General features: G+C 71.0%; 10 protein-coding genes. 4 read left to right on the top strand and 6 right to left on the bottom strand.

Annotated elements, in window-relative coordinates; all coding sequences use genetic code 11:
* The first annotated feature begins 9 nt into the window (after positions 1-9).
* Complete coding sequence (gene gspD / locus M3M27_RS04135) at positions 10-2292, top strand: type II secretion system secretin GspD (protein ID WP_434027249.1); 2283 nt, start codon at positions 10-12, stop codon at positions 2290-2292.
* On the top strand, positions 2289-3125 hold the full coding sequence (locus M3M27_RS04140; RefSeq protein ID WP_434027250.1) for a glycosyltransferase family 2 protein: 837 nt from the start codon (positions 2289-2291) through the stop codon (positions 3123-3125). The genes gspD and M3M27_RS04140 overlap by 4 nt, the downstream gene beginning before the upstream one ends.
* 211 nt (positions 3126-3336) lie before the next feature.
* Here the strand turns inward: M3M27_RS04140 and M3M27_RS04145 are convergent, their stop codons facing one another.
* From M3M27_RS04145 to M3M27_RS04170, 6 genes are all read right to left on the bottom strand, one after another.
* Positions 3337-4080: a UTRA domain-containing protein gene (locus M3M27_RS04145; RefSeq protein WP_434027251.1), complete on the bottom strand. Its 744-nt coding sequence runs from the start codon at positions 4078-4080 to the stop codon at positions 3337-3339.
* Positions 4077-4655, bottom strand: a complete 579-nt coding sequence (gene pnuC, locus M3M27_RS04150) for a nicotinamide riboside transporter PnuC (protein ID WP_140719807.1) — start codon at positions 4653-4655, stop codon at positions 4077-4079. Before pnuC ends, M3M27_RS04145 begins: the two co-directional genes overlap by 4 nt.
* A 134-nt stretch (positions 4656-4789) precedes the next feature.
* Positions 4790-6964, bottom strand: coding sequence for a TonB-dependent siderophore receptor (locus M3M27_RS04155; protein WP_434027252.1), 2175 nt, complete (start codon positions 6962-6964; stop codon positions 4790-4792).
* A 78-nt stretch (positions 6965-7042) separates the two neighbouring features.
* The gene (locus M3M27_RS04160; protein ID WP_434027253.1) at positions 7043-8011 is read right to left on the bottom strand and encodes a sulfurtransferase; all 969 of its coding nucleotides are present in this window, start codon (positions 8009-8011) and stop codon (positions 7043-7045) included.
* Entirely contained in the window at positions 8008-9156 is a 1149-nt protein-coding gene (locus M3M27_RS04165) for a phosphotransferase enzyme family protein (protein WP_434027254.1), read from the bottom strand. Before M3M27_RS04165 ends, M3M27_RS04160 begins: the two co-directional genes overlap by 4 nt.
* Positions 9153-10106: an ABC transporter substrate-binding protein gene (locus tag M3M27_RS04170; protein ID WP_434027255.1), complete on the bottom strand. Its 954-nt coding sequence runs from the start codon at positions 10104-10106 to the stop codon at positions 9153-9155. The genes M3M27_RS04165 and M3M27_RS04170 overlap by 4 nt, the downstream gene beginning before the upstream one ends.
* Positions 10107-10489: 383 nt before the next feature.
* Between M3M27_RS04170 and M3M27_RS04175 the strand changes: the two genes are divergently transcribed.
* Positions 10490-11329, top strand: coding sequence for a glycosyltransferase family 2 protein (locus M3M27_RS04175; RefSeq protein ID WP_434027256.1), 840 nt, complete (start codon positions 10490-10492; stop codon positions 11327-11329).
* 27 nt (positions 11330-11356) lie between these two features.
* Positions 11357-12541, top strand: a complete 1185-nt coding sequence (gene pncB, locus M3M27_RS04180) for a nicotinate phosphoribosyltransferase (protein WP_140719990.1) — start codon at positions 11357-11359, stop codon at positions 12539-12541.
* Positions 12542-12576: the final 35 nt, after the last annotated feature.

A 12576-nucleotide genomic window follows, 5' to 3' on the forward strand; every position in this document is an offset into this window, starting at 1 on the left:
AGAGAACGCATGACGCCACGCCTTGTCCCGTCTCCCCTGCCGATCGTCGCCCTGCTGGTCGGCGCGCTGGCCGGATGCGCCAGCACCCCCGCGCCCGACGTGCGCCGCCCGCCGGCGCGCGCCGACGGCACGGCGGGCGTGGCGGGCGCCCAGACCACGCCCCTGGAGACGCCCGACGTGCCGGAGGGCGGCCCGCAGCCGGTGATCCGGCGCGGCAGCGGCGAAGTCATCAACCGCAGCGCCGCCAATGCCCGGGCGCCTTCGCTCGGCAGCGCCGGCAGCGGCAGCGCCACCTTCAACTTCGAGGGCGAATCGCTGCAGGCGGTGGTCAAGGCGATCCTGGGCGACATGCTCGGGCAGAACTACGTGATCGCGCCGGGCGTGCAGGGCACGGTGACCCTGGCCACGCCCAAGCCGGTCTCGCCGGCGCAGGCGCTGAACCTGCTGGAGATGGTGCTGGGCTGGAACAACGCGCGCATGGTCTACAGCGGCGGCCGCTACAACATCGTGCCGGCCGACCAGGCGCTGGCGGGCACGGTCGCGCCGAGCACGGCGCCGGCCAGCGCGGCGCGCGGGTTCGAGGTGCGGGTGGTGCCGCTGAAGTACATCTCCGCCAGCGAGATGAAGAAGGTGCTCGAGCCGTACGCGCGCCCGAATGCCATCGTCGGCGTCGACAGCGCCCGCAACGTGATCACCCTCGGCGGCACCCGCGCCGAGCTGGAGAACTACCTGCGCACCGTCGAGATCTTCGACGTGGACTGGCTGTCGGGCATGTCGGTGGGCGTGTTCCCGCTCGAGTCCGGCAAGGCCGAGCAGGTCGCCGCCGACCTGGAGAAGGTGTTCGGCGAGAGCAGCAAGACGCCCAGCGCCGGCATGTTCCGCTTCATGCCGCTGGAGAACGCCAACGCGGTGCTGGTGATCACCCCGCAGGCCCGCTACCTCGACCAGATCCGCGACTGGCTGGACCGGATCGACAGCGCGGGCGGCGGCGAGCGGCTGTTCTCCTACGAACTGAAGTACATCAAGGCCAAGGAACTGGCCGACCGCCTGGCCGAGGTGTTCGGCTCGGGCGGCGGCGGGCGCGGCGACAGCCCCGCCTCGCTGATGCCGGGCGCGAGTTCCGGCACCTTGTCCAGCGGCGGCGATCGCGATGCCGCGCTGGGCAGCAGCAGCGGCGTGACCGGCGGCAGCGTGGGCGGCGACAGCCTGTCCTCCTCGTCCTCTTCCAGCGGCGGCGGGCTGGGCAACGGCTCGCTGCAGTTGCCGACGCGCGGCCAGGGCAACGGCGCGGTGACCTTGCAGGTCAAGGGCGACACCGTCGGCGTCGCCGCGGTGGAGGAGACCAACGCGTTGCTGGTGCGTTCCACCCCGCAGGCGTGGAAGTCGATCCGCGAGGTGATCGAGAAGCTCGACGTGATGCCGATGCAGGTGCACATCGAGGCGCAGGTGGCCGAGGTCAACCTCAAGGGCGAACTGCAGTACGGCGTGAACTGGTTCTTCGAACAGGCGGTCAACACGCCGTCCACGGTCGAGACCGGCACCGACACCGGCATCGGCATGACCGGCGCGGGCCTGCCGAGCGCGCTGGGCCGCGGCATCTGGGGCAGCATCGCCGGCAAGGTGACCAGCGAAGGGGCGACCTGGACCTTCCTGGGCAAGAACGCGGCGGCGATCATCACCGCGCTGGACTCGGTCACCAACGTGCGCCTGCTGCAGACGCCCTCGGTGTTCGTGCGCAACAACGCCGAGGCCACGCTCAACGTCGGTTCGCGCATCGCGATCAACTCGACCTCGGTCAGCAGCCTGGTCGGCGGCGACACCAGCTACACCACCGCGCAATACATCGACACCGGCGTGATCCTCAAGGTGCGCCCGCGCGTCACCAAGGACGGCATGGTGTTCCTGGACATCGTGCAGGAAGTCAGCAGCCCCGGCGCGCGGCCCACCGCCTGCACCTCGGCCACGACCGTGGTCAACGCCTCGGCCTGCAACGTCGACATCAACACCCGCCGGGTCAAGACCGAGGCCGCGGTGCGCAGCGGCGACACCATCATGCTGGCCGGCCTGATCAACGACAGCACCTCCGACGGCAGCTCCGGCATCCCGTTCCTGAGCAAGCTGCCGGTGGTGGGGGCGCTGTTCGGCCAGAAGACCCGCAACACGACCCGCAACGAAGTCATCGTGCTGCTGACCCCGACGATCGTGCGCAACCCGCAGGAAGCGCGCGACCTCACCGACGAATACGGCCGCAAGTTCAAGGCGATGGAACCGTTGCATCCCGGGTCGCGATGAGCGATGCCCTGCCCATCGTGCTGGTGCCGGTCGGCGTCGACGATGCCGCGCTGGACGCGTGCCTCGGCGCCCTGGAGCAGGCCACGACCGCCGGCACGCGGGTCTGGCTGGCCGACGACGCGCAGGCCGGCCCGCGCGGGCAGGCGGTGGTGGAGAGCTGGCTGGCGCGTACCCGCCTGCAGGCGGACTACACGCGGCGGCCGCGCGTGATCGGCGAGGTGGCGCACCTGGACGAGATGCTGCGCGCCTGCGGCGACGCCGACGTGGTCGTGCTCGTGGCCGACGCGCGGCCGTTGCCGGGCTGGCTGGAGCAGTTGGCGCAGTGCCTGGCGCGCGATGCGTCGATCGCCAGCGCCGTGCCCTGGTGCAACGCCGGCGAGGCGGTCGCCTGGCCGCGCCTCGGCGAGATCAACGCGCTGCCCGACGAACCGGGCCGGCTGGCGCGCGCGTGCGCGCGGATGCCGCCGCTGCATCCGGAGCTGCCTTCGGCGGGCTGCCACGCGGTCGCCTTGCGCGGCCACGCACGGCGCAAGGCCGGCGGCCTGGATGCGAGCAGCTACGGCTCCTGGTACGCGGCATTGATCGACCTGAGCCTGCGCATGGCGGGCCTGGGCTGGCGCAACGTGCTGTGCGAGACCGCCTTCGTCGCGCGTCCGCGCGAAGGCATGCCGTTCGACGGCGACATGGATGCGCTGGCCACGCGCTGGCCGGCCTGGCACGCGCGCCTGGCGGAATTCCTGATGGGCGATCCGCTGCATGGCGCGCGCGAACGCTTGCAAGCCCTGTACGACGAACAGCCGCCGGGCGACCCGCAGCGGCCGTTGTTCGGTTGAACGAGCGGCGCGGCTGTTGTGGGAGCAACTTTAGCCGCGATGGGGCTTTCCCCACGATGGATAAGGAAGAGAGAGTCTTTGTGGGAGGGACTTCAGTCCCGACAAGCTTTCCCGGTGAAGCCCGTCGGGACTGAAGTCCCTCCCGCAGGAATGCTTGTAGGGAGTGCCACGGTAGAGCCCATCGCAGACGTGGCTTTTGTGGTTTCGGCCGCTATCGGCCGAGGGGAGCCTCCGGCGCCCGTACATCCACCGTCACCGCCAGCGCATCGTGGCGCCAGGACTCGATGTCGAATTCCACGGCCTGGCCGTCGGCGGCATAGCTGACCCGCTGCAGGCGGAAGCACGCGGTGCCCGCGGTGGACTGCAGCAGCGCGGCCTGCTCGGCGTCCAGGCTGGACGGGAACATCGTCAGCCGGCTGCGCGCCTGCCGCAGGCCGAGTTGCGCCAGGATCGCGCTCAGCGAACCGGCGAGGTCGTGCTCGAACAGGGTCGGCACCCAGGAGGCGCGCAACACGTTGGTTTCCAGCAGCACGGCGCGGCGGTCGATCCAGCGCCGGCGCTGCAGCACGAACACCTCCTCGCCGGGATCGTCCAGTTCCAGCCGCCGCGCCCATTCCGTGCCGGCGGGCTGCCGGCGCGCGCCGAGCAGTTCCGTGCGCGGTTGCCGGCCCTGCTCGGCCACGTACTGCATGAAACCGGCGATGCTGGTCGGATCGTGGTGCACGCGCGCGGCGCTGACGAACCAGCCGCGGCGGTTCTCGCGATAGATGCGGCCCTCCGCTTCCAACTGCTGCAATGCTTCGCGCAGGGTGATGCGGGTGCAGCCGAACAGCTCGGCCAGCTCGCGCTCCACCGGCAGGCGCTGGTCGCCGGCCCATTCGCCGGCCTCGATGCGCGCCAGCAGCGCATCGACGATGCGCTGGCCGCGGCCGTCGGCCTGCTGGCGCTCGCTCATCCCGCGGTCCCGGCGGCCTGCCGGCGCAGGTCGGCCTGCCACAGCCGCAGCCCGTACGCGGCCAGCACCACGAAGCCGGCGTACAGCGCCGCGGTGGGGTAGAGCTGCTTGTAGAGGAAGACGCCGACGTAGAGGCAATCGAGCACGATCCACAGTCCCCAGTTGGCGATGCGCTTGCGCGCGGCCCAGAAGCTGGCGACCAGACTGAAGGCGGTCAGCGCGGCATCCAGCCACGGCAGCGCGGCATCGGTATGGCGGTGCATCAGCCAGCCCAGCCCGAGCGCGCCGGCCGCGCCGGCCAGAATCGACCATGCGCCCTCGCGCCATGGCAGCGCACTGGCGTGGACCTTGCCGTCGTCGGACAGGCCCCGGCGCCAGCGCCACCAGCCATAGCCGAGCAGGACCACGTAGACGCCCTGCAGCAGCATGTCCGAGTAAAGCTTCCACTGGAAGAACAACCACGCATAGAGCAGCACCGCCACGATCCCGACCGGCCAGCACCAGTGTATCCGGCGCGCGGTCAGCCACACGCCGAGCACGTTGGTGATGACGGCAAGGATTTCGATGGGGGACATGGGGGGCTCGGGATTGGGGATTTGGGATTGGGGATTCGCAAGAGCCAGCTTCGGGGCATTTTCCGGTCCGAGCATCGGGATCAAGGATGCCTTTGATCCCTAATCCCTAATCCCGAATCCCCAATCCCGGCTCTTCAGAAATCAAACTGCGCCGTAAAGCGTGCCGTCCGCGGCGCGCCCAGGAACAGGTAATCGTCGCCGAGGTACTCGCCGACGTCGCGCCAGTAGCGCTTGTCGGTCACGTTGTCCACGTTGAGCCGCAGCGTGGTCGGCACCGTGCCCAGGCGCGTGGCATAGCGCGCGCCGAGGTTGTACACGGTGTAACCGCCGACCTCCACGGTTCCCAGGCGGTCGGCATACTTGCTGCCGCTGTACTGTGCACCGCCCAGCAGCGCCAGCCCTTCCGCGCCGGGCACGTCCCAGGCGGCCTGCACGCTGGCACGCACCTTGGGCACGTTGAGCGACTGGTGGCCTTCGTAGGCGGGCGTGCCGGTGTCCTCGGCGCGGGCGCGGATGCCGGCGGCGCTGGCCTGCAGGTGCAGGCGCCCGGCGATGGTGCCGTCGGCCGACAGCTCGATGCCGCGGTTGTGCAGGCGTCCTTGCTGCACGTACAGGAACGAACCGTCGGCCTGCGGCTGCGCGTACTGGTAGGCCTGGCGGATGTCGAACAAGGCCGCGCCCAGCGCGAGGCCGCCGAGCTGGTACTTCACGCCGGCCTCGCGCTGGTAGGAAGCGGTCGGCGCGAACACCTCGTCGGCGTTGCTCGCGAACCACGACGCGGTGCCGCCCGGCGACAGGCCCTTGGCGAAGCTGGCGTACAGCGACAGGTCCTCCCATGGCTTGAACAGCAGCGCCGCCTGCGGCAGCAGTTCGGACTTGCGGGTACGCCGGGTCAAGATCCCGTCGCGGTCCCATACGCGTTCGTCGTAGCGGACCTGGCGCGCGCCCAGCAGCAGCTGCCAGGCCTCGCCGAAGCCGATGCGGTCGCTGGCGACCAGCGCGCGCTGGGTGCTGTCGAAGCGCCGCCGCTTGGGATCCAGCGTGGCGTCGGCCTGCGCGAACACCTGCGGATCGGCATGGATGTCGCCCGTGCCGACCCATTCGTTGATCGAACCGGTGCGCTCGATGGTGCGGTGCAGCCAGTCCAGCCCGACGCTGAGCTGGTGTTGCAGCGGGCCGGTGGCGAAGGTGCCGGCGACGGTGGCCTGCACCTGGTCGTTGCGGCGGGTGTCGCCCGGGCTGCGGTAGTCGTAGATGTCGTAGCTGCCGTCGCTGCCGAAATGGTTGGGCAGGGGATCGTCGGCGCAACTGGCCACGCCGTAGCAAGCCCACGGGAAGGCGGAGTAATCGTCGATCACCACGCGGCTGTGCGCGGCGGCCAGCTGCGCGCTCCACGCGTCGTCGAAGCGGTACTGGTAGCGCAACTGGCCGTTGAGCGACGCGATCCCGACCGGCTTGGACCACGGCTGGTAGGCGAGCAGCCGGTGCACCGACACCCCGCTCGGCACAGTGGTGCCGCCGAGCAACTGGTAGCCGGGCACCGAGCGCTGCGACTTGTCCTGGTATTCCACGTCCAGCTGCAGCAGCGAGCGCGGGTCGATCTTCCAGTCGGCCGCCAGCGAGACGAAGTTGCGATGGCCGTCGGCATGGTCGACGTAGCTGCGCATGTCCTCGTGCGCGGCGTTGACGCGCACGCCGAACTGCTTGTCGGCGCCGAACCAGTCGCCCAGGTCGGCGGCGTAGTAGCGCCCGCCCTCGTCGTCGGTGCCGACCAGCAGCGTGCGCACGCGTTGCGGGCGCTTGGTGACGTAGTCGATCAGGCCGGCCGGCTCGTTGATGCCCGACTGCAGCCCGGACAGGCCCTTGAGCACCTGCACCTGTTCCTTGTTCTCCAGCGCCACGTTCTGCTCGCCGACCGCGGTCAGCCCGTTGATGCGGTAGCTGTTGGCGGCGTTGAGCGAGTAGCCGCGCACCACGAAGTTCTCGTAGTAGCCGATCGGCGCATAGCTCTCGCCCACCGAAGCGTCGGCGCGCAGGGCTTCGCTCAGCAGGCGCACCTGGCGGTCGGACAGCTGCGTGCGGTCGATCACGCCGATCGAGGCCGGCGTGTCCAGCAGCGCGGCGTCCCCGTAACCGCCGAGGCTGGAGCGGTCGCGCGGGCGTTCGCCCTGGACGTTGACCGCGTCCAGTTGCACCGGATTCCGTGGGGTTTCATCGGCGGCATCCTCGGCGGCGCGTGCCGGCAGCGGAGCGGCGACCGCCAGTGCGAGTGCGAGCGTCAGCGGCGCAAGGGGAAGGGAGTGGGGCATGGGGAACCTCGGGCGGATGAAATCGAAAAGAAAGAAAGTGGAACCGTGCGGTGGCGTGGATTTCTTGTGGGAGGGGTTTCAACCCCGACGGGCTTTGCCGGTAGAGCCTGTCGGGGTTGAAACCCCTCCCACAGAACAGCCCTCAGCGGTGGGTGCGCCTCGCGCGGCGCGGCTCGGTGCCTCATCCACCACCAGCGGCAGCGAGGGATCGGCCGCCCATTCCTGCAGCGAGCCGTCGTAGAGGGCGATGTCGGTTTCGCCGACGAGCGTGAGCGCCAGTGCCTGGGCCGCGGCGCTGATGCCGCCGCCGCAGTACGGCAGCAGCGGTCGCGCGCTTGCGCGCAGCGGTGCCAGCAGTTGTTCCAGGCGGTGCACGGGCAGGTACCGGCCATCCGCGCCGAACAGGTCGCGGGCAGGCAGGTTGAGGCTGCCCGGGATGTGCCCGCGCCGTGCATAACGGGTCGGCGCGCTGCCGGCGAACAGCCGCGCCGGGAGCGCGCACACCAGGGTGCCCGGTGCGCGACCGGCCACGACCGCCTCGACGTGGCGGCGGTCCGCCCAGAGCTCGGGGCGCGGCCGGAGCGTGATCGTGCCGGGCTCGATATCGGCCGCGTCGCCGCTTTCCTCCGGCCATCCGGCAGCGCGCCATGCCTGCCAGCCGCCGTCGAGCACGCGCGCGTGGAGACCGAGGCTGCGCAGCATCCACCACAGGCGCGCGGCCCAGAAACCGTCGCTGCGGTCGTACACCACCACCGCGCTGTCGTCGCCGATGCCCAGCCGTTGCAGGGCGGTCGCCAGCACCGGCCAATCCGGCAGGGCGAAGCCGAAGCCGGCGCGTTTGTCGGCGAGCGCTTCCAGCAGGTCCGCATGGCGCGAACCCGGGATGTGCGCGGCGCGCCATCCTGCCAGGCCGCTGGCCGGGCGGTAGTCGCCGTCGAAGCGGGCCGCCGGCAGTTCGACGCTGGCGTCGAGCACGCGCAACCGCGGCTCGCCCAGGCGCGCGGCCAGCGCGGCGGCGTCGATCAGCGGCGAAACCTGCGCGCTCACGGCATCGCCTCCGCACGCCGCTGCAGGTGCCGCAGCAGGCGCTGGCCTTCCCCGCTGCCGAACCAGTCGGCATGGCCGAGCAGGTAGCGGTCGTAGGCGACGCCGGCATGTTCGTCCGAACCGGTGACGCCGGCGAAGTACTCGACTTCGCTGAGCGCGAAGTCCGCGTGCACCAGCGGCAGCAGCGCGGCCAGCAGGCGCAGCTGCGCAGCGTCCAGCGGCAACACGCTGGCGTAGCCGAACAGCAGCGCATCGAGCTGGTCGAGCTCGGCGACCGCGCGGCCGCCGCCATCCAGGTCCAGCCACGGGATCAAGTTGCGCTCGATCGCGGTGGCGAGGTCGAACAGCGCGAAGGTACGGTCGGACAGGCCGAAGTCGAACACCGCGCTGACCTCGGTCCCGGCGCCGGTCGTGCGCCACAGCAGGTTGGAAGCATGCCAGTCGCCGTGCGTCCACAGCGCCGGTTGCGGCTTACGCAGCGCTTCGGCCCGCGCATGCCAGGGCAGCAGGCGTGCCTGCAGGTCGCCCCGCCAATCGCGCCGCTGCAGCCATCCGGCCAGCGCGGGGCGATGCGGCAGGTCGCGTTCCAGCGCCTGCAGCGGGTCGGCCTGGCCGAACAGGCGGAAGTTGGCGACCAGCAGCGAGGTGCCGCGCGGCGCGGCGGCGTAGCCGGCCGCGGCGCGATGCAGTTGCGCCAGCGCATAGCCGGCGGCGTGCGCATGCTCGTCGTTCGCGAAGGGCGTCCAGGAGGTGGCCTGGCGATACAGGTCTTCGCCCTCGGCCGCGCGCTGCACCTCGTAGGTCCAGTCGCCGAGCTCCACCGCGCTGGCGCCATCGTGCGCGCGCAGCAGCTGCGGTGCCGGCACGCCGTGCGCGCGCAGGTGCCCGATGAAGCGATGCTCCTCGCCCAAGGCCCGCGCGTCGCGCACCGATCGATGGTGGCGCTTGACGAACAGCGTGCCGGCATCCGTCTCGACCTCGGTCGCCGCCGAGAACGGACGCGGGCTGTGCCAGCGCAATGCGCGCACGTGGCCGGCCCCCTCGAAGCGCTGCAGCAACGCCTGCACTTCGTCGGCACGCAGGGCCGGCCAGTCGGCATCGACGTTATCCACGCCCACGCCATGCATCTGATGGCGCGCGCTCATGCGGCGATCTCCGCGAGGAAGCGCCCGTCGGCCGCCTCGCGCCAGGCATCGGCGTCGGCCAGCACGCCGTGCTGCGCCAGCCAGTGCGCGTAGCCCTGCAGCAGCGGACGGCGCATCCGTCCCCAGCGCGCGTCGTGCAGCCAGGTCGGCGCGATCGCCTGCAGCGAGGCGGCCAGCAGGTCGCGCGGGAAGTACGGCGTGGCGCGTTCGTAGGCGTCGAGCGCGGCCAGCGGCTCGGCCGCCGCGGCGAGGAAGCCGCGTGCGGTCGCCGCCAGGAAATCGCGCACCCGCGCAGGGTGCCGTTCCAGCGTGCGCTCGTGCGCGCCGAGCAGGTAGCTGTGGTACGCCGGCGCGCCGAGCGCATCGACCCGCCAGGCCACCCGCCGGGCCGGTTCGACGCGGCTGTCCATCAGCGCCTCCCAGGCCCAGTAGCCGCCGAAGCTGGCATCGGCGATGCCGGCGGCCAGGTCCTCCGGGCGCAGCTCGCGGGCACCGGCGTCGACGATGACCACGGCGTCCGGATCGCCGCCGTCGGCCGCGACCAAGTGGCGCACCATCGCCCGCCCGCGCGGCGTCGGGTTCATCGCCAGCCGGCGCCCGGCCAGGTCCCGCGGCCGCGCGATGCCGGTGCCGGCCAGGGTCTGGATCGTTTCCAGCCCGCACTGGTTGATCGCGGCGATCGCGCGCAGCGGCTCGCCGGCGGTGCGCCGCACCAGCAGGCGGTTGCTCGGGAACACCGCGAAATCGCAATCGCCGCGCAGCAGGTGGTCGAGGCCGTCGCCGTGCCAGGAATCGGGGGTCTGCAACACCGGTTCCAGGCCGCGTTCGGCGTACCAGCCGCGTTCGCGCGCCAGGTAGAAGCCGGCGGAGTTCGGCCAGGGATGGAAGTATTCGAGCATGACGCGCAGTCGGCGCATGGCGGGAGCGGCAGGCAGGGGAGGGAACGGCATGCTCCCGCCGGCATCTGGTCTAGACCAATGACCCCGGGTCCTATCGTTACATCCGATCGATATATCGGCTGAATGGGCGACGGCGCCGCCGGGCCGTCGATAAGCGCGGCCACCGGCAAGCCGGCGGCGGCGTCTGGATTGGGGCGGCAGCATGCAACCACGGAGGGCGCTGGCCGTCATCTCGAACGTCGGAAGTCGTGGGCCGGGCGCGACCTCTGCGCCCGGGGCGCGAAGGATGGCCGAAACGCGGCCGCCCCTCGCGGACCGAGCATTATGGAGACGATGCGGGCGCGGCGCCATGGGGCGCGGGGATCCGGCGTGGGACGCAGTGGCCCGGTCGCCACGGGGTTCTTGTGGCGCGCCGCCGCACCGATAATCGGCCGATGAGCCAAGGACAGATAGCCGCGGTGGTCGTCACCTACGAAAGCGGCAGCACCATCGACGAATGCCTGCGCCGCCTGCGCGCGGCCCGCGACGTGGCGGAAATCCGCGTGGTCGACAACCGTTCCACCGACGACACGCTCGACATCGTGCAGCGGCACGCGCTGCAGGACGCGCGCCTGCATTTCATCGCCAATCCCGACAATCCCGGCTTCGCCACCGCCTGCAACCAGGGCGCGGTGGACTCGGCCGCCCCGTGGCTGGTGTTCATCAATCCCGACCTGATGGTGGAGCCGGACACGCTGGCGCGCCTGCGCGAGCGCGCCACGGGCATCGGCGAGGCCCTGCTGGGCGTGGAGCAGGTGGACGAGCACGGCCGGCCGGACGGCGCGGTGCGCCGGCGCGACCCGGACTTCGCCGCGATGCTGCGCTCGCCGCGGCGCGGCGCGCAGCTGGCGGTGCCGGCCGATCCGTCCCGGACGCTGCAGCCGGTGCCGGCGATCTCCGGGGCGCTGATGCTGATGCCGCGCGCGCTGTTCGAGCGGATCGGGCGCTGGGACGCAGGCTATCGCCTGCACGCCGAGGACCTGGACCTGTGCCGCCGCGCCCGGCAGGCCGGCGCGACGGTGGCGGTGGCCAACGACCTCAAGGTGCTGCACCTGCGCGGCGTCTCCAGCCGGTCGCGGCCGTTCTTCGTGGAATGGCACAAGCACCGCGGCCTGTGGCGCTACTTCCGCAAGTTCGAGGCGCCCTCGCGCGGCCTGGCGGTGCGGGTGGGCGTGTGGCTGGCGATCTGGGCGCACGCGCTGGTGCAGGTGCCGCGCCTGCTGCGCCAGCGGTGATCCGCCGTGGCGCTGCATAATGCCGGCATGATCATCACCTCGCTGCTCGACACCGACCTGTACAAGTTCACGATGATGCAGGCGGTGCTGCACCAGCACCCCGCCGCGCAGGTCGAATACCGCTTCCGCTGCCGCACGCCCGGCATCGACCTGGCGCGCTACCTGGACGAGATCTCCGAGCAGATCGATGCCCTGTGCTCGCTGCGCTTCCGAACCGACGAACTCGATTACCTGCGGCGGCTGCGCTTCGTGAAGCCGGATTTCGTCGATTTCCTCGGGCTGTTCCACCTGGACCGCAAGTACGTGCAACTGCGCGCCTCGGACAAGGCGCCGGGCGAGATCGAACTGGTGATCCGCGGCCCTTGGCTGCACACGATCCTGTTCGAGGTGCCGCTATTGGCGATCATCAACGAGATCTGGTTCCGCAACACCAGCGAGGCGGATTTCGCCGAGGGCCGGCGCCGCCTGCAGGCCAAGATCGACCTGCTGCGCGACGCGCCCGGCTACGAGGGCTGCCTGATCGCCGACTACGGCACCCGCCGGCGCTACTCGCGGCAATGGCACGGGGACATGCTGCCGCTGCTGGCCGAGGGCCTGGGCGCGCACTTCGTCGGCACCAGCAACGTCCATTTCGCCAAGCTGTACGGCTACACGCCGCTGGGCACGATGGCGCACGAGTACCTGCAGGCGTTCCAGGCCCTGGGGCCGCGCCTGCGCGACTCCCAGGTGGCGGCGCTGGAGTCGTGGGCGCGCGAGTACCGCGGCGACCTCGGCATCGCGCTGTCGGACGTGGTCGGCCTGGATGCGTTCCTGCGCGACTTCGACATGTACTTCTGCAAGCTGTTCGACGGCATGCGCCACGACTCGGGAGATCCGTTCGAGTGGGGCGAGCGGATCATCGCGCACCTGCAGCAGCACCGCGTCGATCCGCGCACCAAGGTGCTGGTGTTCAGCGACGGCCTCGACATCCCCAAGGTCAAGCGCCTGTACGACCACTTCAAGGGCCGCTGCCGCCTGTCCTTCGGCGTGGGCACCCACCTGACCAACGACCTGGGCCCGACGCCGCTGAACATCGTGCTCAAGATGACCCGCTGCAACGGCCAGCCGGTTGCCAAGCTCAGCGATTCGCCGGGCAAGAGCATGTGCGACGATCCGGGTTACCTGGCCTACCTGAGGCAGGTGTTCGACGTGCCGCAGGCGTCTGCTTCCTGATGTACTTGTTTCATGAACGCGTTCACCTTAACGGC

Source organism: Xanthomonas boreopolis, assembly GCF_046529185.1.
Classification (GTDB): Bacteria; Pseudomonadota; Gammaproteobacteria; order Xanthomonadales; family Xanthomonadaceae; genus Pseudomonas_S; species Pseudomonas_S boreopolis.